This window comes from Paenibacillus xinjiangensis (assembly GCF_059686975.1).
In genome coordinates this window covers 23,316-45,025 of record NZ_JCAALS010000021.1, presented here as the reverse complement: position 1 = coordinate 45,025, position 21,710 = coordinate 23,316, and the positions used below count along the sequence as shown (strand labels likewise).

The window sequence follows — 21,710 nt, the reverse complement described above, 5'->3', positions numbered from 1 at the left end:
GGATCTCTCATGCTGAGATTGTTCGCAACGAAAATACCGGACCAGCTGGAAAGAACGGACTATGACAGACTCCTCGCTCGCCTAGATGTGCTCAAAAGAGAACGAATCAGCAGATTTCATAAACAAGAGGATAGGCTGCGATCTTTGTTCGCCGAGCTGCTGTTAAGAAGGATGCTAGTGCGTGAAGGGAGGGTGAGAACAGATCAGGAGGTTGTCCTCTCAACAGGACAGTACGGCAAGCCTTCGATTGCTACTCCCGCTGGTGTCTGCGCGAACATCGCCCACTCCGGGCAGTGGGCTGTTGTGGCATTAGATGATGCCTCTGTAGGCATTGACGTCGAGCTAATGGCTCCAGTCGATTTACACATCGCAAGGCATGCCTTCTCTATTCAAGAGTACGAGCAGCTGATGCAGCAGAGTGAAGAGCATAGAATGGAATACTTCTACACGCTGTGGACCTTGAAGGAGAGCTATATAAAAGCGGATGGAAGAGGGTTGTCGATCCCACTCGACAGCTTCACCATTATCCGCTCAGGCCTGCAATTTGGCTTGCTGAATCAGGTAGGGGACGCTCCATATTTCCATACGTATTCTATCGAGTCCAATTACAAGGTTGCTGTCTGCACGAGAGGCAGTAAGGCGCCTAGGGACATCCTTATCGTCGACTATCAGGAGCTGATGCAGGAGCTGGAGCCATCATGAATAGGGTTCCTTTTGCGCATCAGCAGCCTTACGTTACCTTACTGGCCCCATAGCCCCGATCGTCGATCTACCTTAATAGCAACCTCGGCATCCGCCAGAGCTTCTCCCCAATGATCTTCATCCTTCTTATAAGCCTCATATTCAAAAGCTCTTGCATACAGCCCCAGACCAATGGGATCAATCTTATGCTTATGGATTCGACGAACAAGTGCCTCCAGCTGAAGCTTCATTTGCTCCGACACTTATGCTGGCTTCTTACCAGTCTGCTTGATCGTCAGCTTGCGTACAATTAAGTCGGGCGTATCTGTGAAATATGTTGTAAATAGTCTGTAATGGCTGTTAAATCAGCAGGAATCTCTCCTTGCCCATAGGGATGCGATAATATCGAATGAGTCGCAGCTATTTATACCAACTTATAACTGGACTATGCACGTGTGGGCTATGCAGCGAGTGGAAGTTAAATTTTCTGTTATACTAGTGAAAATAGACGAAGTAAGATCGGATATAACAGGGAATAGGAAGAGAGGCAGCCGGAATGAGCCAAGGCCATACAACATCAGATTATTTGAAGGATACGATATTCGAAATTATAGATGTGTATCGAGGGAGTGACGTGCCCGGTTGGGCTGATGGAAAGCTGCCTTTAGTTCATCAATTGCTTCTATACGCCGGACAAGGAGAATGTGAGCTCCTTGTAGATGGTAGATGGGCATCTATCGAGCATGATTGCGTATATTTGTATTCTCCGGGGTCGATACTGGAGCTTCAACAGACTGCTGCTAAGAGGAGTGAACTGATCTGGGTTTCTTTTGATATCTATCGCAAAGCTGAGCAAACAGGCAGCAGCCGTACGTTCGAACGTGAAGAGGAGCTCCCGCTCAAGGGGCCAGTTCGTATAAAAGGAAGCTTCCTCAAGCGCCCGCTTATGCAGCTTATGGATGAATGGAAGCTGGAAGGGGCCCGCAATCGCTTTCTGGGACAGCAGTACTTGCATGATGTGCTGGAAGGACTGCTGCTCTCTACCGCTCCAGTTATTCGCAATGAACTGGAGGATCGCCTGAAGCTGACGATTGACTATATGCAGAATCATTATCGGGAACCGATCCGTGTGGAGCAGCTGGCGGAATTAGCACAGCTGCATCCTTCATACTATTCGCAGCTATTCAAACAAACGATGGATAAGACCCCTGTTTCCTTCCTCACTCATCTTCGGATGAACAAAGCCAAGGAGCTGCTGCTTCTTACAGATAAGCCAGTTCGCGATATTGCAGCTGATGTTGGCTATGGGGACGAATTTTACTTCAGCCGGCGTTTCAAGGAGACAAGCGGCTACTCTCCAAGTATCTATATTAAGAAGAATGATATTAAGATCATATCCTTATCTGCTCCTTACTCGGATCATTTGTATACACTTGGCATTATACCTAGTGCAGCGCAGATGAATCGCTATTTGCCTATGGCTACGCATGCTTTATCGCTTCCGAATCACGCCTCCGAGCCATGGATCATTAGCCGTCAGTCATTCATCGAGATGAAGCCGGATCTCATTATATGCAAGGATAATGTATTATCCATGGCGAGAGAGCATATTAACGATATCGCTCCGATTATCTCGATACCCTGGACGCGCAATGATGTCTTCTGGCATTTGCTAGAGATTGCTCAGCTTGTGAGTAAGAAGAAGGAAGCGTTGGAATGGATAGATCAACATGAACAGAAATCAGAGCAGGTTCGACAAAAGGTAGAGCAAACCTTCGGAGAAGGTACGGTTGCATTATTGGCTGTCAAAAAAAATCAGCTGAGAATATACGGCCAGAGGAATATAGGGCATGTGTTCTATCGATCCTTGCAACTGACGCCTCCAGATAGGGTTCGTGAACAGCTGGACTGTCATCCGGGAGGAGCAGGCTATAACTGGAGTGAGATTACACCGAATGAGCTGCTGAAGGACTATCATTCGGATTTCTTATTCATAGCGGGAGAGACGGAGTCTGATCGAGAGCTTGCCATGCATCTACTGCGTACAGCCTGGACTCAGCATGCTGCGGTTCTCCATAAGCGGGTTTATTGGTTGGAATGGGATAAATGGATTGCATATGCGCCTAATTTGCTTAATCAGCAGCTGGATGAAATCGAGCATCGATTCCGTTAGGAGAGATAGCAATCTTGGAAAAATCCATTCTGGTATCTTGAATAATGTCATGTACGTGTGTGGAGGAAGCTTTATAATGAATAAAGTTGATAATGATTATCAATATTGCTTTTGAATGAGGAGGCATCGTTAACAAACCGCTTATGAAATGGAAGAGAACATACTCGATTTATCTGTGTTTTGCAGGGGCGATTGCGGCACTGCTGTTGTCCATATTTATGGCGGTATCCTATGGCGCTAAGAGCTTGAGTCTGGAGACGGTGTGGAGTGCGGTATTCCACTATAATGCTTCATTAACCTCTCATCAAATTGTCCATGAACTAAGATTGCCGCGTGTGTTAGGCGCCGTCATTACAGGTATGGCGTTCGCTGTAGCGGGCACCCTTATGCAAGGGGTAACGCGCAACCCAATGGCCGATACCGGTATATTGGGTGTGAATGCGGGGGCTGCTTTTGTCGTAGCGATCTGCTTTGCTTTTGTACCTGGTCTTTCTTATTCGGGCTTGATGATCTTTTCTTTCATAGGGGCAGCAATGAGTACCTTACTTATCTTCCTGTTGGGAACGGTCACGCCGGGAGGTTTATCCTCCATTAAATTAACTATAGCGGGTGCTGTCGTAGCAGCTATCCTGCATTCCTTCAGCAGCGGTATCGCCATTTATTACGATCTGAGTCAAGATCTGGCATTCTGGTATGCTGGAGGGTTAGCTGGCGTGAAGTGGATGCACTTGAAGCTGCTTATTCCTATCGTTCTCATAACGGTCACGTGGGCTATATGGATGGGACGATCCATCACCTTTCTGTCGCTCGGTGATGAATCTGCTGCGAATCTAGGTGTTCGTATCGCTATAATTCGGCTGCTGGGCATGACGGCAGCGGTTATTCTTGCTGGTTCCTCGGTATCTGCTGCCGGTTCAATCAGCTTCGTTGGCCTGATCATTCCTCATATCGCACGACGCTTGGCAGGAAGAGATTATCGAATACTCCTTCCACTGTCAGGTCTATTGGGAGCCATATTGCTCGTGTGGGCAGACTTTGCAGCTCGTCTTGTTAATCCGCCTAGAGAGTTCGCTATTGGAGCAATGGTCGCTTTAGTGGGAGTGCCTTTCTTTCTTTATCTGGCACGTAAAGAAAGGAGAGAGCTATAGTGTCGAGGATCGCAAGCCTAGAAAGAAGAAGATCAGTAAGAGCGGTCATCGCAAGCATCGTTCTGCTTCTAATTGCATTGCTAGTCATCGCTATAAGCTTGAATACAGGCACGATACGTCTAAGTCCTTCGACTGTGTGGCTTACGTTATTCGGAGCAGGTACTCCAGAGGACACGATGATTCTATTCGATTATCGGATGCCGCGGATCGTCATTACGATGCTGGCAGGTATCGGGCTAGGGGTTTCTGGTGCAGTTATGCAAGGAGTTTCTCGCAATTCGCTTGCTGATCCGGGCATTCTCGGATTGAATGCCGGAGCGGCATTCGGGTTAATTGTATTTGTTTCTTTTTTTCGTTCAATGGAAGGCTCTGTCGCGCTGCTTATTCCATTGTTCACTTTCCTAGGTGGGCTGTTAACAGCCTTGATTATCTTCTTGTTCGCGTATGACCGTTATAAAGGGCTGCTGCCAATTCGTCTTATACTGGTAGGAATAGCGATTGAGGCGGGAATAAGCGCTGTTACGCTATTCATGTCCTTACGATTAGATGAGGATACCTACACATTCGCGGCAAGATGGCTGGCGGGAAGTGTATGGGGAAGGGATTGGGCCAATGTGTGGGCATTATTGCCTTGGGTTATTGTGCTTGTTCCATTCATCTATTCCAAATCTAGAACATTGGATTTGTTCATGCTTGGAGATGAAATTGCGAGTGGTGTGGGCGGCTTCGTCACAAGGAATCGAATCATTATGCTGTCCTGTGCCAGTGTATCGATGGCCGGAGGCATTGGATTTATCGGCCTTGCAGCACCTCATATCGCGAAGCGATTAGCAGGTCCTCAGCATCGGCATTTCTTGCCGGTGGCTGCTCTTGTGGGCCTGGTCATATTGGTCACTGCCGACACAATAGGAAGATCGATCTTTCAGCCCAACTCCATTCCTGCGGGAATCGTGGTAGCCGCTATCGGCGGTCCTTATTTTTTGTATTTACTATTTCGAAAAACCTAATTGTTGGAGGATATCTACGTGATGAATAAAAAAAGAATATTAGGGATAGTCAGCTTGGTTCTGATGGTTCTACTATCCGCCTGCGGACAAGCCCAGAATAATAGCACGGATACCCCGGGTGCTACAACTGGCAGTACAGCGTCGCCGGCCGAAGCGGATTCAGAAGCCATTATACATGATCCGAATGCCAGAATTGCATCCATGTCCATCCATATGACGAACAACTTGCTCGCACTTGGCATTACACCTGCCGGATCAGTTGTTGGCGGTGATGTGAAGGACTTTTTACCGCATGTTGCTGATCAATTGCAAGGAACAGCGAAGCTAGGCGTTGTTACAGATCCTGATATGGAATCCGTGCTGGCGTTAAAGCCAGATGTGATCTATATCGATGAAGTGTATACGGGCAATGATAGCAGCAAATTCGAGAAAATCGCTCCAACGATCAGCATTGATATGGACACTGGCACTTGGCGGGATCATCTGAATCGCATTGCTGAGAACGTTGGACGCGAGAAGGAAGCCGAAGCTTTTATCCAAGAATATGAGACGAAGGCGAAGCAGGTTAAGGGCTTAATTAATGAGGAGCTTGGGGCAGATGCTAAGGTGATGGCGATTCGGATGACCGCCAAAGAGCTGCGTGTTATGGGAATGAAGCGTCCTGTAGGACCGATCCTATATGAGGATCTTCAGTTGAAGCAGGCAGATGGCGTTGAGAAAATCGTGGACGAGCCGTATGCTGTCATCTCACAGGAGGTGCTGCCTGACTTCAATGCGGATGCCATCTTCGTAATTATTAGCAAAGGCAATGAAGCGAAGGGCAACTTCGAGGAGCTTGAGAGCAACCCGGTCTGGCAAAATCTGAAGGCCGTCAAAAACAATCATGTGTACGTATTGGATGGACAGAAATGGCTGGATTATTCATCTCTCGGACATAGAATGGCCTTGGATGACGCAGTAAAGCTGTTCAGTAAATAAAAAGGTTGAACAAAAAGGTATCCCAGAGGCCATATGGCCTCTAGGATACCTTTGTTTAATTATCTGCTCGGGGTCATGGCCGCCCAGTATCAGTCTGACGTGAGATGAAGAACAGTGTAATCCAGATCATAATAAATCCTGCAAGCTGTGGGAGTGTAATGATCTGTCCGAAGGCGACCCAGTTGAGCAGCACGCCGACAAGCGGGAAGCTAAGCTCGGCTAGCGTTGCGTAGGAGGCTTTGATCGCGCTTAAGCCTTTATAGTAGAGCAGTAAGCTTAGTAGTCCGGGAAGCAGCGCTTGAAGAATCAGGTTAAGGAAGACCAAGCTGGTATTGTATGCACCAGCCGGCAGATGCCAGCTCTGACCTTCAGAGAACGTAATAGCAAGGAGCAGAGGCAGAGCAAGAATGAATCTTAAGGAAGTAACCGTCTCATACTTCATCGATCCGAGCAAATATCTGCCCATGACGGTCGAGCCGCCCCATAGCACCGCAGCTCCTAGAGACAGCAGGCTGCCGATCTGAACGAACTCGTTCACATGTCCGAATGGAATCGTCCATCCGAAGGTGAGAAGATAGGTCCCAGCCAACGCAAGCACGAGGAAGGGGCTGATAAATTTAGGCAAAATTTCTTTGAGCATTAGCCTCGCAAGGACAATAGCGAATAGGGGCTGCAGCTTCTGCAGCAGCAATACGGCATTGGGATTGCCGTGGCTTAGCGCAAGCGTGAATAAGATGGTGGCAAGTGCTGAACCACCCCATGAGATGAATAATAGTGCTCCTGCATGACGAAGCTTAATGCCTCGAAGCTCTGCACGATTCTTCCAAAGGACCGGAAATGCTACAACGAATAGAATAACATGCTCCAGCAGTACAATCTGAGTGGAAGTAAGTGATTTGAGCAAAATAATCCGGAAAAGAGGATCAATGCCCCATAGTGCTGCTCCCAGCACGACAAGCCAGAATTCCATGCGAATCGGCTTGAATTTGACGAGTGGTGATGCTGTAATGTTACTCATGACGACTTGCTCCTTTTGTTACGGGAACGACTGGGTATGCAAATAAAAACCCCGATTCGCGAATTGCAGCGAATCGGGGCAAATCAAATAAATCAATATGGACAGACCTGTAGCGCACAGTCCTCTCTTGATTCAATGATGATCTTCTACCATCCGGACTATACCGTCGGCCTTGGAATTGCACCAAGTCAGTCCCCGTACCGTTGTCGGCTCAGAGAGTCGCGGGCTTATGCTCTTCGCATTCACCGCCGGTTGGGAATTACACCCTACCCCGAAGATCGTTATTCCGTTTTTTAATAGATTTGCTCATTATATTCCCATTTATCCGAGTTGTCTAGTTCCAATCCAATTCTAATCCAGACAAAAAAGCTTGATAGACTATTCGAAACATTATAAAGTGGGATAGCGCCAAAAAAAATAGCCCGCCTAGCAGGGGCGGACCAGAGAGTAAAACTATATCGAAATAGGAGTTATTCGTATTGTATGGCTCGAACCTGAAACGAGTCTGAATAAAACGTTAGTTTTATATAAAATCAATCAACCAGCAAATATCGGAGGTAGTAAGGTATGTTCACCATTCCCCATTCTCAAGTTAATTCCGCTGTTCAAGCGTTCCAAGCGAAGGTGGAGGATACTCCACTCATCATGGAGCTGCTTATTCGTACCGCCACTTGGCTTAAGAGCAAGGGCTCTACGCAATGGGGCGGCCTGCTCACCGGTGAAGATCACCATAATATGATTGGCTATGTATCCAAGGGAGAGGTCGTGGTCTTCAAGCAGGATGAGCTGCTGGCTGGCGTTGTCATACTCATGCAGAGCCCAAGCGATTGGGATCTACGTCTGTGGGGCAAGCATGAGCAGCACATGGAATCAGCTGTCTATCTACATAGACTTGCGATTAATCGTGATTATGCAGGCACAGGTCTGGGTGAGGAAATGATGCGTTTTATCGATTCCAGTATTCGCTTCGAGAACAAGAATCGCATTCGGCTGGACTGCATAGGCAATAATCCAACCTTGAATAAGTTCTACAGTGGTATCGGGTACGAATTCATGGGGGAAGTAGATGGCTTTCGTATTTATGAGAAGATGTTAGGTTAAAAACAGGAATAAACAGTTTGAAATATGCTTGGCTTCATCATCAGCATGCAAATAAACACCACTGGGAATATTGGGTAATCAGTCCAAATGAAAAACAAGCATTACCAATGCCTCGGAAATATTTGATAGAAATGGTTTGTGATTGGCGCTCCTTTTCAAGAAAATGAGGGAGAAAAGTGAAGGAACCGACTTTGAACCTTACGGATACTATATTGCTGCATCCCGAAACGAAAAAAGAACTTGAAATTCTGATGAAAAAGTAGAAAATGCAGGATTATCACTCACAGCACGTAGCTGGAGTGATAATCCTGCATTTTAAGTATTTATATTTATTTAATAATATGATCCGGGACGCCTTGCTGAGTATTCGGCTCATAGGTGTATGTTGACGCATTCTGGGAATTATTTGTACGGAAAGTGTCATAGATATGCTTGCTCCGCTCAGCATCGGCATCAACCAAGACGAGAATGGAGCCTTCTTGGACATAGCGGTCATAGATGATTGCTTCGTCCTCTGTCATTCCAAGTCCGACAAGTCCTCCGACTAATGTTCCTGCTCCTGCACCTACAGCAGCTCCGGTCAACACGGCAGCGATGGGGCCAGCTGCAATGATTGGACCGATACCGGGAATAGCTAATGCGCCGACTCCCGCTAATAGTCCGGTGACTCCGCCTAGTATGGTGCCTGCTGTAGCTCCTATAGCTACACCATCAGGTGCCTGAGTACCTGTGTTGGCTTCGAGTGATTCATAATCCTCTTTATTGTTCGCTACGACAGATATTTCACTAGCAGTGTAGCCGTGGCTTTTCAAGCTTTCAATGGCGTTAATCGCTGCCTGCTCATTCTCGAATACTCCGACGATTTTCTTCTCATTGCTCATCTTAATCCCTCCTGATCGATTGGTAGTCTAAGTAAGTCTTACTAGGCTATTACCCTAACAAGCCCAATTTGAAAACCAAGAACGAGAATCAGAGCTTAGTGCTGCGCAGCTGAGAAGGCGTCATTCCTTTATATTGCTTGAACAGCTTGGTAAAATAGTTCGGATTATCGCAGCCGACCTTGCCGGCAATTTCTGTTACAGTCAGATCGCTTTGTATGAGCAGCCGCTCAGCCTCATTAATGCGGCAGACGTTCACATACTCTACAAAGGTGCGGCCGGTCAGCTTTTTGAACATTTTACAGAAATGATAGGGGTTCAGATTGACATGCTTGGCAGCTTGCTCGACGGATATTTTGTCCGCATAGTTGTTCTCCAGATATTGAAGGAAGGGCTTGAATCTCTCCCGATTCAACGAATAATGCTCTTTGGGCTTGTTAGCCAGCTGCTGGGGCAGACAATCCCTCGCGAGCAGCGTGAACAGCAGATAGAGCTGTGACTTGATGACAAGCTGATATGCGGGATTCTTGGATTTGTATTCTTCGACTGTCTTCTCAAGCAGTGAATAATGTACGGCTCTATCTCCCCGCACCTCGAGCTTGACTGGGAATTGCAATCGGCCTTCGACATACGGAGCTACGAATTCGGCATGAACCGGATCATGTACCCAGTCATTGAACAGCGATCCATTAAACACGAGGGAAATATAGTGCAGATCGCCTTCAACCATACTGTATCCGACATGCAGCCCCCCCGCAGGCACGATTAGAACCTCGCCAGCCTGCACCTCATAAGGCTGACTGTCAATATGGAAGATAGCGCTTCCATAGAGCATCATAATAATCTCGAAATGCTCATGCCAATGCATATAGAGGATATTCTGATTAAGTTTTGCGTCGGTGCATGTATTGCTGAACAGCTGGAAAGGGTATGTTTTTTCTTCCAGACTCGTTATTTCTCTTAGTTCCTTCGGATACGTCACTTCCGGTCAACTCCCACAAGATTGGACTATTAATACACAAGATTATAAGAGATATCGCTGTTTATCGAAGCTATAATGTAGTTGTTAAACCTACTATAAGCCAATATTGGAGTGGTATACAATGAATAATTTGAGAATAGGTACATTAGTTGGCGGGGGAGATGCTGTGCGGGTCATTCCTCAAATCGCGAAGCACGGCTTCGAATCGTACAGCTTGACGTTCTGGCAGACAACTGGGAATACAGATTTAATCGAGACAGCGAAGCGGGTAAGAGAGCTTGCAGACGAGCATGACTTCATCATTTCGACGATTGGTATATTCGGCAACCCACTGACAGGCACTGGCGACAATGCCGATACAATTGCTAGCTGGGAGCGACTTATTGACCATGCCCATCTATTCGGTACAGATATCGTATCAGGCTTCACTGGTCGTATCACGGACTCTCCGATTGATGAATCGCTTACGAGATATGCGGAGGTGTTCGGTGAACTGTCGAGAAGAGCGGCAGATAAAGGCGTTCGAATCGCATTCGAGAATTGTGATATGGACGGCACATGGGCAAGAGGGGATTGGAATATTGCGCATAACCCTGCCGCTTGGGAGAAAATGTTCAATGCGATCCCATCGGACAACATAGGTCTGCAATGGGAACCCTGCCATCAGATGGTGTCGCTTATTGATCCGATTCCACAGCTGCGCAAATGGGTGAACAAGGTGTTCCATGTGCATGGCAAAGACGCGACGATTGCTTGGGATATTGTCAAAGAACATGGTATCCATGGGCCGAAGCCTTTTGTCTGGCATCGTACACCGGGCTTCGGAGACAGCAACTGGTCCGACATCATTACCATTCTTCGTCAAGGAGGCTACCAAGGCACGATTGACATCGAAGGCTGGCATGATCCTGTCTATAAGGATGAGCTTGAGATGACTGGTCAGGTTCATGCGTTGAATTATTTGAAGCAATGCCGCGGCGGAAGCTTTATTCCGAATCCGGTATAGCTCTAGGGAGGTTACCTACAATGGTGAAATATCGGGTTGTTGTTGCAGGCTGCGGAGGAATGGCGAACACTTGGATCGATTATGCGCTTAAGCGTCCAGATACGGATATCGTCGCTCTAGTCGATATTAAGCTGGAATTCGCTCAGGCGATGGCTGATAAGCATGGGCTGCAATGCCGCACGTTCACGGATGTGAAGCAAGCGATTACAGAGACAGAAGCGAATCTCGTGTTTGACGTGACGATTCCTGCAAGCCATTTCACCATTGGCACCTCGGCCATGCAGCTCGGCTGTGATGTGTTCGGTGAGAAGCCGCTTGCCGAGACCATGGAGGATTGCAATGAGCTCGTCCGTGTTGCAGAGGCTACAGGCCGTTCCCATGCGATCATGCAGAATCGCAGATACGATCCGCGCATTCGTTCATTACGCAAGCTAATTGCTGATGGAACGATCGGACAACCGGGCTATGTCGGAGCAGATTTCTTCCTTGGACCACATTTCGGCGGGTTCCGAGATATAATGGCAAGCCCGCTGCTGCTCGATATGGCTATTCACACCTTCGACCAAGCACGTCTCATTCTAGGCGCAGATCCGGTATCGGTATATTGTCAGGAGTTCAACCCTCCAGGCTCTTGGTATGAGGGGAACGCATCTGCGATCTGCATCTATGAAATGTCTGATGGGTCGGTATTCTGCTATAGAGGCTCGTGGTGCGCGGAAGGTGCTCCAACGTCGTGGGAAGCTTCTTGGCGGATAACGGGTGAGAAGGGAACGGCAGTATGGGATGGACATGGCGAGCCATATGCGGAAATAATTGCAGACGGTGATCAGAGCGGCAAGTTCCTTAAGGAGTACACTCGAATCGAGGCAGAGACTGTTACGCTGGTGAACACCTTCCACCATGGCTGTCTGGATGAAATGTTCGCCTCCCTTGAGGAACAGCGTCCAGCAGAGACGGACTCACGTGACAATCGCTACAGCATGGCAATGGTGCTCGGAGCACTTGAAAGCGCAAAATCTGGTGCGAAGCTTAAGATTGCTGATTTTATCGGGTGATAAATATAGTAAATGGCATGCAAATGGATGGACTATTTGCATGCTTTTTATTGTCGTTCAATAGTTTGATGATTGACGCTACCGTCAATCAGCGAAATTCCTTACGCTATTGGTGAACCCCGTTTCGCTAATGCACCGTGTTCGCTTACAGCTCAGAGGTTTAGAGTAACCAGTTACGCTATTCGCGCACCTCGTTGCGCTAATAAGGCAAGTCATTTCACTAACCTGACTCATTCGCGTCATACGTCCACCAATAGAGAAATCTCTTACGCTATTGGTGAACCCCGTTTCGCTAATGCACTCCATTCACTTGCAGCACAGGGGATTAGAGAAACCAACTCAATTGGCGCAACCCGCTTCGCGAATGCACGCTGTTCGCACGCAGCACAGGGGTTTAGAGTAACCAGGTACTCAACTCGAGCAACTGGTTCCGCTCAATCGCCTTGTTCCCTACGGAAGGCTTTTCATTCATGCTGCAGCTCCCTTATACTATAAATAGTAGGAAAGCCGATCTGAATATGGTCTAAGGAGAATGAAACAGCATGAGCAACGTTAATTATTGTCTATCCTGCGGCGGTAAGCTGGAGACGAGAAATATAGGTGGGGAAGACAGAAGAGCCTGCCCAGATTGCAGCTTTGTTCATTGGGGCAGCTATAGCATTGGGGTAGGAGCTTGTGTGGTTAAGGAAGATAAAGTTCTGTTAGTTAGGAGAGCACAGCAGCCGGGCAAAGGCCTATGGACTACCCCAGGCGGATACACGGAGCAGCTGGAGCTCATTAAGAGCACAATTGAACGCGAGGTAATGGAAGAGGCTGGCGTTCAAGCTGAGGCTCGCAAAATCATTGCGATTCGTGATCGTCCTCATGCCGTTCATGATGTATATATTTGCTTTGCTATGGACTATATTGACGGTGATCCGCAGCCGGATCAAGTGGAAGTGGACGGTGCTGGCTTCTTCAGTCTGGAGGAGATGCAGACAATGGAGGTAGCCGAGCTGTCCAAGTGGCTGGTTGAGATTGCCCTGCAGAGCGGTACAGGTGGGCTTGCTGTGGATGAGAATGCCAGCGCCTCGCTATCCAAATACGGACTTTATCGTTCTCTATAATTGAATGCACAATAGAAAAGCGAGCTGCGCCTGCAATAGGCGAGCTCGCTTATTTACTTATGAGTTAGCTGAAGCACAGTGGCGCGAATTAAGCAGGGTATCGATCGAGCCGCCTTCATTAATAATCTTGATAGCCGTTGCTAGCAGCGGCGACATAGGGAGGACAATGAACTTATCCGAGCGGTTCTCATCAAGTGCAATCGTGTCTGTGATGACTACTTCACGGATAAACGGGTGGTCGAGCTTCTCAAGCGCATTGCCGGAGAACAAGCCATGTGTCGCACAGATGTAGGCATCGTTCGCGCCTCTTTTTTTGAGCGCCTCCACGACGTTAACGATCGTACCGCCTGTATCGATAAGATCCTCGATAATGATCGGTGTCTTACCTTCTACTTCACCGATAATATGTGTAATCTCTGTCTGGTTGTGCGCAGGGCGATTCTTGATCATGATCGCAAATGGGCAGTCCAGATAGTTAGCCAGCTTCTCGGCCATAGCAGCTCGGCCAGCATCAGGAGAGACGACGACAGGCTGGCTAATGTTCTTGCTCTTCAAGTAATCCGTAATCAGATCAAGCGCGGACAGATGATCGACAGGGATATCGAAGAACCCTTGAATCGCATCTGCATGAAGATCGACCGTAATCAGACGGTTAGCTCCGACAGTTGTGAGAACATCAGCAACAAGCTTCGCTGAGATCGGCTCGCGCGGCGCCGATTTTCGTTCTTGGCGAGCATAACCGTAGTAAGGCATGATGAGGTTAATCGTCTTGGCGGAAGCACGCTTCGCCGCATCGATCATAACAAGCAGCTCAACAAGATGCTCGTTCACGGGATGGGAGAGCGATTGCACGATGAAGACGTGGCAGGTGCGAATTGGCTCCTCATAAGACACATGAATTTCACCGCTTTGCAGGCGGGAGAGCGCCACATCACCAAGCGGTACGCCTAGCTGCTTACAGATTTGTTCTGCGAACGGCCTATTCGACGTGCCGGAAAATATTTTTACCTTTTGCATGTAGACCTCCTAGGGTTCATGTGACGAGAATAACGTTCTTCAATCACTCTTGATTCTTTCATTATACCTTCATATGATCCATATTCAAGTGCGTAAGGGAGGGACAGCCATTAAGATGTGAGTCCAGGGTATTGAAAAAGGTACTGCAGGAGGTCCGATAGACCTGCATGCAGTACCTTTCGTGCTCATATAGAATACTTATTTGCTCACGATATCTTGAATAGCTTTGTCGAACTTGTCGAATAAGGTATCCTTGTCGATCGTAGCGCCCTGGTATTCTTGCATCGCTGCGCCCCAGCCTTGGATGATGCCATCTGGGTAACGGCCCCAAGTCCAGCCGCCAGCCGTTGCTGCTTGCTCGGATACGGCTGCGCCCATCTGACCGATATCCTCGCTCGTTGCATGAATAGAAGTAAGAGCGGGGATAAACTTGAATTCCTTGGTCAAGTAAGACTTGCCAGTCTCAGAAGAAACCATCCAGTTCAAGAAGGCTTTTGCTTCTTCCGCATTTTTGGATTTGCTGTTCACGATCCAGAAGTTAGCTGGACCTGTGTAGATACGTGATTTGCCGTTGTTGTCGATTGGAATTGGCAGCAGGCCAATGTTAAGCTGTGCGATTTTGTCAACATCACCTTGAATCCAGTTCCCTTGTTGAATCATTGCTGCTTTGCCAGAAGCGAAATAAGCAACTTGAGTAGCATAGTCTGTTGTTAGCTTGTCTTTTTGACTGTATTTGAACACGAGATCTACATAATTAATCCAGTTGTTGAATACTTCATTGCCTTTGAAGGAAGCCGTGCCTGCTTTGGAATCCTCGATAAACTTAACAGGATCAGCTTGCTCAGCAAGACCAATGTTAATGGTATGTTGACCGATGGACCACCATTCATTCGTTGTGGAGAACGGCGTAATGCCAGCAGCCTCAAGCTTCTTGGCAGTATCCTCCAGCTCAGCAAGCGTAGTTGGAAGTGTAGTAATTCCAGCTTGTGTGAAGAGATCTTTATTGTAGAAAATACCATAGCCTTCGATGTTCATCGGCATGCCGAGCAGCTTGCCGTCGACTTGAGCTGGCGAAGCAGCAGCTTCGATTACATCTTTGGCCCAAGGCTCGCCGGAGAGGTCAGTCGCTCTGTCGTAATAAGGCTCAAGAGCAGCAAAGCCCTCGGAGTTGAAAATTTCTGGCTCTGAGCCGGAAGCGATCTCAGCTTTGAGCAGAGCATTATAATCCTCGCCGCCGCCATGCGTTTCTACCTCTACCTTAACGCCAGTCTCTTTCTCATACTCTTCAGCCATACGGTTCAAGGCATCGGCAATTTCTACTTTGAATTGGAACACTTTAATAGTCACGTCTTTTTTCGGAGTCGTTGTTGCAGTCTCTCCTTCGGTCGTATTGGTTGGTGTATTGCCATTACCATTGTTACCGTTTCCACACGCAGCTACGAGAACAAGAAGAGCAGACATTACTAATAGGGATAAACGTTTCATTGCTTTGTGACCTCCCACAGTATATTTGTTTTTTTCGGCTACAACTTGATTATAAAAAAGAGCTGGAAGATGAAACACTGACGTTTTTGTCTAATAAAGTGTAAAATATTGTTTATTACCCCTTTAAGGAGCCTGCAGAAATACCTTCCACAATATACTTCTGTAGCATCAGGAATGCAATCAAAATCGGCGTTATGCTCATGGTCAAGCCGGCAAGCGCTAAATCCCATTGCTTCGTATATTGACCGAAAAACCGCGTAACGGCTAGTGGAATGGTCGTTAAGTCTTTGTTAGAGCCAATTATAAGGACAGGAAGCAAATAGTCATTCCAGATCCACAGTCCGTTCAAGATAATGACCGTAACCATAATAGGGCGCAGCAGGGGGAAGACGATTTTCCAGAATACGCCATATGGCGTGCATCCATCAACAACCGCTGCTTCTTCGATTTCGAGCGGTACGCTTTTGATAAAGCCATGGAACAGAAATACCGATAAGGAAAGACCGAAGCCAAGATAGGACACGACGATGCCGAGCAGATTGCCGCGAAGCTCCAGAATACTTGTTACTCTAACGAGCTGAAGCATAACGGATTGGAACGGAATAATCATCGATGCGATGAAGCAGGTGAATAGGATTTTGTTGAACAGAGTTGGCTTGCGAACGAGCCGATAGCCGGTCATCGCGCTGATAATGACGATTCCGACGACACTTATTCCTGTAATAAGAATGGAATTGCCAAGCACCTTCGGAAACCGGATAATGTCCCATACCTTAGAATAATTGGCGAATTGGTATTCCAGCGGCAGGGAAGCAGCATCGATCATAATTTCTCCCAGCGCTTTGACGGAATTGACGAGTACGAAGTAGAAGGGAGCAAGGAACAATAGGGCGAGTGCAATGCCAAGTGTCAGGATGCTGGCCTTGCGTATACGGGATGCTGTCTGCATCAAGCTTCTACCTCCTTGCGTTTGGTTAACCATACTTGTGTAACTGCGATAAGGGATACGGCGAAGAAGAACAGCATGGCTTTGGCCGTGCCTAGACCGTAACGATTGTTGACCAGCGCCTCCGCATAGATGTTGTAAGCAAGCGATTGTGTAGAGGTGCCGGGGCCGCCTTTGGTTAATGAGAGGTTAAGGTCGAACATCTTGAAGGCATTCGAGGTAGTGAGGAATAAGCAGACCGTAATGGCAGGCATAATGAGCGGTAACGTCACTTTGCGAATTGACTGCCAATAGGTTGCACCGTCGATCGTAGCAGCCTCCATCAGATCCTTCGGCACACCAACAATAGCTGCGATGTAGATGATCATCATGTAGCCGGTCGTCTGCCATACAAAGACGATAACTAATCCCCAGAATCCGGTTTCTGGCGTTCCTAGCCATGGAAGCTCGAACAAGGACCACCCTGTAAGCTCACCAATCGTTTTGAAGCCTTTGGTGAAAATAAATTGCCAGATGTAGCCGAGCAGAATTCCGCCGATTACATTGGGCAAGAAGAAGACCGTTCGCAGCGCGTTCCTGCCTTTAAGAGGAAGAGTCAGCAGCAAAGCTAGCAAAAATCCGAATAGATTCGTGGCAATAACCGTTACCGCAGTGAATTTGAGAGTAAAGAGGAGAGAGGTCCAAAATTTATCGTCATTCGTAAAAATACGCTGCAGGTTATCCATACCAACCCACTTGGCTTTGTCCAAATCAAGCCCGTTCCATTCCGTGAAGGAGTAGTAGAAGCCGAGGAGGAATGGAATAAGGACGATGATCGAGAATGCCAACAATCCAGGTCCAACGAACACAAGCTGCTGCATCCATCCACTAGCTTTTCTGCGCAAAGGCATGGTGTTATCCCCTTTCAATAGCAACAATAGTATAACTAAAATATAAACAGATATTGTTTTTACGACCACTGATAGATATGATGGGTTTGGTGTAATATATTGACATGGATGAGGTGACCCCAGTTGTTCGAGACGAGCATCCGAAGAAAGCTGATGATGCTGCTGCTTGCTGTAACGGTTATTCCGATTACGATCTCCATGCTGGTGTCCAACAATTATATTAAGAATAAGGTGACCGACCAGTCGATCCTTGAGAACCAGAACCTGCTGTCACTCGGTAAAAACAATATCATCAGCTATATGGATATCATCAATAACTCATCCCTTGATGTGTATAACTCGCTGAACTCATCGAGTTCACTCTATGCGCTCATCGAGCGTGGACAATCTGCGAATGTGGATGCAAACGCTTTCGATGTGAAGAACCGCATGCTGATCTACTCTCATATGCTTAACTTGTATCAATCGACGAAGGGGATTCATCAGATTTATCTGCAGATCGGCGAGCAGCGGATGTCTTATCTGCTAAGCCGCGGTTTTTTTAGAGGCGGAACGTACATTAAGAAGGACTGGCCGGAGCATGGGACAGGCTCAGAGCCATTCTTGGATGCTACGCACATCAGTAAGCAATATTCACTGGATTGGAGCAAAGCGATTCCCAAGGAAAGCGTATTCACACTGCAGCGTCCTATTATTCGTACGCCAAGCGATGAGGTCATTGGCTATTTATCGATTGATGTGAAGTCTGCCGAATTGAACAAAATATGCAAGCAGCTAACACTGTCCGAACAGGAAAAGCTCTATATCATCGACCGTAATCAGAACGTTATTTGCTCAGGGCACAGTCAGTCCGCTCCGGAGAAGGAGCTTGCGGATATGCCGTGGACCGCTAATGTATTAGCGTCTGCTTCAGATAGCGGAGTGATCAAGTGGAAGGATGATTCCTTCTCCGGCATCGTCATTTATGACACGCTTAGTGCGAATTATATGGATTGGATCGTCGTGAAGCAGCTGCCGTATTCTTATTTGTATGAGAGTGCGCAAGCGATTCTAACGATCAACTCCCTTATTCTAGCCATCTTCATGGTTATTGTCGTCATAGCTAGCATCTATGTTGCTTACCATTTCACGAATCCAATCAAACGGCTGATCGGCCATATTAATCAGGTGCAATCCGGCAACTTCGATGTCGTCGTGCCTGTTCAAAGCAAGGATGAGATTGGCATACTGGCAAGACGGTTCAATACGATGATCCAGACGGTAAGAGAGCTCATTAACCGGGAATATCGACTCGAGATTGCCAATAAAACCAATCAGCTGAAGGCAATGCAAGCACAGATCAATCCGCATTTCTTATACAATGCGCTGCAGTCGATTGGTACTTTAGCCCTGCATTCACAGGCACCTAAGGTATATAATCTTATTACAGCTATCGCCAAGATGATGCGATACAACATGAATACGAACGAGGCTATCGTTCCATTCACGATGGAGCTTAGTCATGCCAAGGCGTATCTGGAACTGCAGAAGCAGCGCTTCAATGAGCATCTGACTGTCGAATACGATATTGATCCAGCTTCTCTGCCGATCTATGTACCGAAGATGCTGCTGCAGCCATTAATAGAGAATTACTTCAAGCATGGGTATGAGACAGCTAGCGGCAGCGGTGAAATTCACATCCTGTCGGAGGTTACGAGAGATGGCTGGCTGACGATCCGCATTGAGGATAACGGCAGTGGAATAGAGCAGGATAAGCTTCGCGAGCTGCAGCAGATGCTGCTGAGATCCTCCGCTGTCCTATTGGATGAGCAGAAGCATATCGGTATTAGCAATGTATGGATGAGACTGAAGCTCTATTATAATGATGAGGCAGATATGAGAGTAGAGTCATCTCCGTCAGGCGGATTCCGTGTGACTCTAAGCATACCGCTTCATGTTAAGCTGGAGGGACAAGAATGAAGCTATTAATTGTGGACGATGAGCAGCATGTTCGGGAAGCGATAAGACTGCTCATCGATTGGGAGCAGTTAGGTATAGAGCATATTCATGAGGCGGAGAATGGGCTGGAAGCCTCAGAGCTTATCGGGCGTGAGCAGCCGGAGATTGTCATTACCGATATGCGGATGCCTCATCGTGATGGTGTAGAGCTGCTGGCATGGCTTCAAGAGGAGGGGCATCCATGCAAAACGATCGTGATAAGCGGCTATGATGACTTCACGCTTGTCCGAAGCACCATGAAATATGGGGGTCAAGATTACATTCTTAAGCCTATTGATCCTGAGCAGCTAACGGAAGCGCTGCTAAGGGCGAAGTCAAGCTGGGAGAACGAGGATCGCGCCCGCAAGCTGAGTCAGAAGAACGATATAGAAATGAATCAAATCAAGCCAGTCTATTGGGATAAGCTGTTCTCTAACTTGATCAGCGCCTCCAATCATGCTGTAGTTATTCCTGAAGCGTTATGTGAACAATTCTCTTTGATGAATGTCGAATATTGTCAGGCGTTCGTGCTCAGTACCTTGTCGATGGAGCGCAAGGTGTCGCAGAAGTTCCGGTATAATCGGGACCTGCTGTTCTTCGCACTTACGAACGTATGCAATGAGATATTGAAGGAGCAGAATAGAGGCTTCGCCTTCCGATATTGGAACAGTGACGATGAGATCGTCATCCTGCTGTGGAACAAGCTGGAGGAATGGGAGCAGACTTTGGGTTCAATCAATAGAGGCTTGCGGGCGACAATAAACAGCAGGTTCGATTATGGAATCGGAACGCGGCAGGCCTTTCCCAAAGGGCTCTCCATCTCCTATCAGACTGCTCGTGCAGCCATTAGACAGCGGAATATTCTCACACCGAACAACTGGCTCCATCAGCATGATCCGAAGGTGAAGGCTGGGCTGAATACGATCAGTATGAATGCTTACGAGGAGCGATTCCGCAATAGTGTATGGGGAAGACGGGAGAAGGATATTCAGGCTACTGTGCATGCCTGGATAGAAGAGGTACAGAAGCTGCCATCGATAAGTCTGGAGCAGATGGAATTATGGCATTATGAGTATGAGAACCTGCTGACGCGCTGGTATAACGAACGAATGAATGGGCAAGAGCAGCAGCATATTGAAGCGTGGCAGCCACCCTCGATGGTTATTGCAGACCTGTTGGATGAGGAGGGCTGCTTATCCTTCTCGGTATGGAGACAGGAGCTGCTCGGTAGCTTGACCCAATTCACTGCCGGATTAGGGCATGATCGCGGCAAGGACCATACGATCATGCAGGAAATTGCCAAATATATGGAGCAGCATTATGACCGTGAGGTAACGCTGCAGCATATTTCAGAGCGGTTCTTCCTGAGCAGAGAATATATTTCGAGAAGGTTCAAGCAGGAGCTGGGCGAGAATGTGTTCGATTATTTGGGACGTATTCGTATTGACAAAGCCAAGCTGTTACTCCAAAATCCAAATTTAAAAATTACCCAAATCGCTGAAATGGTCGGCTATGACGATGAGAAATATTTCAGCAAGGTGTTCAAGAAATTCGTTGGTATGTCTCCTAATCAATTCCGCAAACAGGCGTAGACCATCTTGTCTGCGCCCTCTTCATTATTGGCTCAAGAAGAAAAAGTAAGGTTATGCTCGATCGTTGTATGAGTACACTTGTTCACCTATTTGATGCTACTATTAAGAATAGGAATCCAAGCTAAGAATAGGAGAATGAATCGCATGCAAACCTTTTTTCATTATAACTGGATCATTAGGGAGCAATGGTATGAGTGGTGCGAGCAGCTATCAAGTGAAGAGCTTCTTGCTTCTAGAACTGGGGGAGTAGGGAGCATTCTGCAAACGCTCTTCCACATTGTCGATGTGGAGTGGAGCTGGATCCGTGTTCTGGAAGGCAAACCAGACTTTCAGGAGAATTTCGATGAGTATCGTTCTTTGGATAAAGTTAGACAGCTGGATCGTGTTTTTCGTCCTGAGGTGGAGGAATTCGTGCAAGCGTGGGAGCAAGGCATGGAGGCACGTCCTCTGTACGATACCCAGCTTGATGGCAGGGTTGCTATTGATACATGGGGAGAGGTTATACGGCATATCATAGCCCATCACATTCATCATTGCGGTCAATTGTCAGTATGGGCTAGAGAAGTGGGCAAGCAGCCAGTATCTGCGAACGTCATAGGGAAAGGTCTAATTAAGCCTGTCGAGAATTAAAGACAGGCTTCCTAGTTGTGCTATCCGCTATGATAAACTT

21 protein-coding genes and 1 riboswitch are annotated in these 21,710 nt (G+C 47.4%); of the genes, 13 read left to right on the top strand and 8 right to left on the bottom strand.

Features of this window, described 5'->3' with window-relative positions; all coding sequences use genetic code 11:
* The first annotated feature begins 9 nt into the window (after positions 1–9).
* A complete protein-coding gene (locus AC6ESP_RS20015) occupies positions 10–702 on the top strand; it encodes a 4'-phosphopantetheinyl transferase family protein (RefSeq protein WP_497098507.1) in 693 nt (230 codons plus the stop codon).
* 38 nt (positions 703–740) lie between these two features.
* Here the strand turns inward: AC6ESP_RS20015 and AC6ESP_RS20010 are convergent, their stop codons facing one another.
* Positions 741–932, bottom strand: coding sequence for a Ger(x)C family spore germination C-terminal domain-containing protein (locus AC6ESP_RS20010; protein ID WP_497098506.1), 192 nt, complete (start codon positions 930–932; stop codon positions 741–743).
* Positions 933–1,237: 305 nt separating this feature from the next.
* Here AC6ESP_RS20010 and AC6ESP_RS20005 point away from each other — a divergent pair, with 305 nt between their 5' ends.
* The 4 genes from AC6ESP_RS20005 (at position 1,238) to AC6ESP_RS19990 (ending at position 5,987) form a co-directional block, all read left to right on the top strand.
* Positions 1,238–2,854 carry a helix-turn-helix domain-containing protein gene (locus AC6ESP_RS20005; RefSeq protein ID WP_497098505.1) on the top strand — a complete coding sequence of 539 codons (1,617 nt, stop codon included), beginning with the start codon at positions 1,238–1,240 and terminating at the stop codon, positions 2,852–2,854.
* Between the two features lie 143 nt (positions 2,855–2,997).
* Positions 2,998–4,002 carry a FecCD family ABC transporter permease gene (locus AC6ESP_RS20000; protein ID WP_497098504.1) on the top strand — a complete coding sequence of 335 codons (1,005 nt, stop codon included), beginning with the start codon at positions 2,998–3,000 and terminating at the stop codon, positions 4,000–4,002.
* Complete coding sequence (locus AC6ESP_RS19995) at positions 3,999–5,009, top strand: FecCD family ABC transporter permease (RefSeq protein ID WP_497098574.1); 1,011 nt, start codon at positions 3,999–4,001, stop codon at positions 5,007–5,009. The genes AC6ESP_RS20000 and AC6ESP_RS19995 overlap by 4 nt, the downstream gene beginning before the upstream one ends.
* Before the next feature lie 21 nt (positions 5,010–5,030).
* A complete protein-coding gene (locus AC6ESP_RS19990; protein WP_497098503.1) occupies positions 5,031–5,987 on the top strand; it encodes an ABC transporter substrate-binding protein in 957 nt (318 codons plus the stop codon).
* Between the two features lie 73 nt (positions 5,988–6,060).
* Here the strand turns inward: AC6ESP_RS19990 and AC6ESP_RS19985 are convergent, their stop codons facing one another.
* Positions 6,061–7,005 (bottom strand): DMT family transporter, encoded by a 945-nt coding sequence (locus AC6ESP_RS19985; protein WP_497098502.1) that lies wholly within the window; start codon positions 7,003–7,005, stop codon positions 6,061–6,063.
* A 137-nt stretch (positions 7,006–7,142) separates the two neighbouring features.
* Positions 7,143–7,288, bottom strand: a riboswitch (FMN riboswitch).
* Between the two features lie 284 nt (positions 7,289–7,572).
* Between AC6ESP_RS19985 and AC6ESP_RS19980 the strand changes: the two genes are divergently transcribed.
* Together AC6ESP_RS19980 and AC6ESP_RS19975 are read left to right on the top strand one after the other, a co-directional pair.
* Complete coding sequence (locus AC6ESP_RS19980; protein WP_497098501.1) at positions 7,573–8,106, top strand: GNAT family N-acetyltransferase; 534 nt, start codon at positions 7,573–7,575, stop codon at positions 8,104–8,106.
* Between the two features lie 17 nt (positions 8,107–8,123).
* The gene (locus AC6ESP_RS19975) at positions 8,124–8,273 is read left to right on the top strand and encodes a DUF5662 family protein (protein ID WP_497098500.1); all 150 of its coding nucleotides are present in this window, start codon (positions 8,124–8,126) and stop codon (positions 8,271–8,273) included.
* A gap of 162 nt (positions 8,274–8,435) precedes the next feature.
* Here the strand turns inward: AC6ESP_RS19975 and AC6ESP_RS19970 are convergent, their stop codons facing one another.
* Both AC6ESP_RS19970 and AC6ESP_RS19965 read right to left on the bottom strand, forming a co-directional pair.
* Positions 8,436–8,987 (bottom strand): general stress protein, encoded by a 552-nt coding sequence (locus AC6ESP_RS19970; RefSeq protein ID WP_497098499.1) that lies wholly within the window; start codon positions 8,985–8,987, stop codon positions 8,436–8,438.
* Between the two features lie 88 nt (positions 8,988–9,075).
* A complete protein-coding gene (locus AC6ESP_RS19965; RefSeq protein WP_497098498.1) occupies positions 9,076–9,966 on the bottom strand; it encodes a helix-turn-helix transcriptional regulator in 891 nt (296 codons plus the stop codon).
* A 121-nt stretch (positions 9,967–10,087) separates the two neighbouring features.
* On the opposite strand from AC6ESP_RS19965, the gene AC6ESP_RS19960 reads away from it, so the two are divergent.
* The 3 genes from AC6ESP_RS19960 to AC6ESP_RS19950 all read left to right on the top strand — a co-directional run bounded on the left by AC6ESP_RS19960 (position 10,088) and on the right by AC6ESP_RS19950 (position 13,133).
* The gene (locus tag AC6ESP_RS19960; protein ID WP_497098497.1) at positions 10,088–10,972 is read left to right on the top strand and encodes a sugar phosphate isomerase/epimerase family protein; all 885 of its coding nucleotides are present in this window, start codon (positions 10,088–10,090) and stop codon (positions 10,970–10,972) included.
* A 20-nt stretch (positions 10,973–10,992) separates the two neighbouring features.
* Entirely contained in the window at positions 10,993–12,027 is a 1,035-nt protein-coding gene (locus tag AC6ESP_RS19955; protein WP_497098496.1) for a Gfo/Idh/MocA family protein, read from the top strand.
* A 542-nt stretch (positions 12,028–12,569) separates the two neighbouring features.
* Positions 12,570–13,133, top strand: coding sequence for an NUDIX domain-containing protein (locus AC6ESP_RS19950; protein WP_497098495.1), 564 nt, complete (start codon positions 12,570–12,572; stop codon positions 13,131–13,133).
* A gap of 57 nt (positions 13,134–13,190) precedes the next feature.
* On the opposite strand, the gene AC6ESP_RS19945 is transcribed toward AC6ESP_RS19950, so the two are convergent.
* The 4 genes from AC6ESP_RS19945 to AC6ESP_RS19930 all read right to left on the bottom strand — a co-directional run bounded on the left by AC6ESP_RS19945 (position 13,191) and on the right by AC6ESP_RS19930 (position 17,471).
* Entirely contained in the window at positions 13,191–14,150 is a 960-nt protein-coding gene (locus AC6ESP_RS19945; protein ID WP_497098494.1) for a ribose-phosphate diphosphokinase, read from the bottom strand.
* A gap of 198 nt (positions 14,151–14,348) precedes the next feature.
* Positions 14,349–15,635: an ABC transporter substrate-binding protein gene (locus AC6ESP_RS19940; protein ID WP_497098493.1), complete on the bottom strand. Its 1,287-nt coding sequence runs from the start codon at positions 15,633–15,635 to the stop codon at positions 14,349–14,351.
* Between the two features lie 115 nt (positions 15,636–15,750).
* On the bottom strand, positions 15,751–16,584 hold the full coding sequence (locus tag AC6ESP_RS19935) for a carbohydrate ABC transporter permease (protein ID WP_497098573.1): 834 nt from the start codon (positions 16,582–16,584) through the stop codon (positions 15,751–15,753).
* Positions 16,584–17,471 carry a carbohydrate ABC transporter permease gene (locus tag AC6ESP_RS19930; protein WP_497098492.1) on the bottom strand — a complete coding sequence of 296 codons (888 nt, stop codon included), beginning with the start codon at positions 17,469–17,471 and terminating at the stop codon, positions 16,584–16,586. Before AC6ESP_RS19930 ends, AC6ESP_RS19935 begins: the two co-directional genes overlap by 1 nt.
* Positions 17,472–17,594: 123 nt before the next feature.
* On the opposite strand from AC6ESP_RS19930, the gene AC6ESP_RS19925 reads away from it, so the two are divergent.
* The 3 genes from AC6ESP_RS19925 (at position 17,595) to AC6ESP_RS19915 (ending at position 21,670) form a co-directional block, all read left to right on the top strand.
* Positions 17,595–19,430 carry a cache domain-containing sensor histidine kinase gene (locus AC6ESP_RS19925; RefSeq protein ID WP_497098491.1) on the top strand — a complete coding sequence of 612 codons (1,836 nt, stop codon included), beginning with the start codon at positions 17,595–17,597 and terminating at the stop codon, positions 19,428–19,430.
* The gene (locus AC6ESP_RS19920; RefSeq protein ID WP_497098490.1) at positions 19,427–21,040 is read left to right on the top strand and encodes a response regulator; all 1,614 of its coding nucleotides are present in this window, start codon (positions 19,427–19,429) and stop codon (positions 21,038–21,040) included. The genes AC6ESP_RS19925 and AC6ESP_RS19920 overlap by 4 nt, the downstream gene beginning before the upstream one ends.
* A 144-nt stretch (positions 21,041–21,184) precedes the next feature.
* The gene (locus tag AC6ESP_RS19915; protein WP_497098489.1) at positions 21,185–21,670 is read left to right on the top strand and encodes a DinB family protein; all 486 of its coding nucleotides are present in this window, start codon (positions 21,185–21,187) and stop codon (positions 21,668–21,670) included.
* The last annotated feature ends 40 nt before the right edge of the window (positions 21,671–21,710 follow it).

Coding starts and splice junctions, on each gene's coding strand:
- AC6ESP_RS19945 (WP_497098494.1), bottom strand. CDS start 14,150: ATGCAAAAGGTAAAAATATTTTCCGGCACGTCGAATAGGCCGTTCGCA.
- AC6ESP_RS20015 (WP_497098507.1), top strand. CDS start 10: ATGCTGAGATTGTTCGCAACGAAAATACCGGACCAGCTGGAAAGAACG.
- AC6ESP_RS19940 (WP_497098493.1), bottom strand. CDS start 15,635: ATGAAACGTTTATCCCTATTAGTAATGTCTGCTCTTCTTGTTCTCGTA.
- AC6ESP_RS19920 (WP_497098490.1), top strand. CDS start 19,427: ATGAAGCTATTAATTGTGGACGATGAGCAGCATGTTCGGGAAGCGATA.
- AC6ESP_RS20000 (WP_497098504.1), top strand. CDS start 2,998: ATGAAATGGAAGAGAACATACTCGATTTATCTGTGTTTTGCAGGGGCG.
- AC6ESP_RS20010 (WP_497098506.1), bottom strand. CDS start 932: ATGAAGCTTCAGCTGGAGGCACTTGTTCGTCGAATCCATAAGCATAAG.
- AC6ESP_RS19980 (WP_497098501.1), top strand. CDS start 7,573: ATGTTCACCATTCCCCATTCTCAAGTTAATTCCGCTGTTCAAGCGTTC.
- AC6ESP_RS19970 (WP_497098499.1), bottom strand. CDS start 8,987: ATGAGCAATGAGAAGAAAATCGTCGGAGTATTCGAGAATGAGCAGGCA.
- AC6ESP_RS20005 (WP_497098505.1), top strand. CDS start 1,238: ATGAGCCAAGGCCATACAACATCAGATTATTTGAAGGATACGATATTC.
- AC6ESP_RS19955 (WP_497098496.1), top strand. CDS start 10,993: ATGGTGAAATATCGGGTTGTTGTTGCAGGCTGCGGAGGAATGGCGAAC.
- AC6ESP_RS19930 (WP_497098492.1), bottom strand. CDS start 17,471: ATGCCTTTGCGCAGAAAAGCTAGTGGATGGATGCAGCAGCTTGTGTTC.
- AC6ESP_RS19915 (WP_497098489.1), top strand. CDS start 21,185: ATGCAAACCTTTTTTCATTATAACTGGATCATTAGGGAGCAATGGTAT.
- AC6ESP_RS19985 (WP_497098502.1), bottom strand. CDS start 7,005: ATGAGTAACATTACAGCATCACCACTCGTCAAATTCAAGCCGATTCGC.
- AC6ESP_RS19990 (WP_497098503.1), top strand. CDS start 5,031: ATGAATAAAAAAAGAATATTAGGGATAGTCAGCTTGGTTCTGATGGTT.
- AC6ESP_RS19935 (WP_497098573.1), bottom strand. CDS start 16,584: ATGCAGACAGCATCCCGTATACGCAAGGCCAGCATCCTGACACTTGGC.
- AC6ESP_RS19960 (WP_497098497.1), top strand. CDS start 10,088: ATGAATAATTTGAGAATAGGTACATTAGTTGGCGGGGGAGATGCTGTG.
- AC6ESP_RS19950 (WP_497098495.1), top strand. CDS start 12,570: ATGAGCAACGTTAATTATTGTCTATCCTGCGGCGGTAAGCTGGAGACG.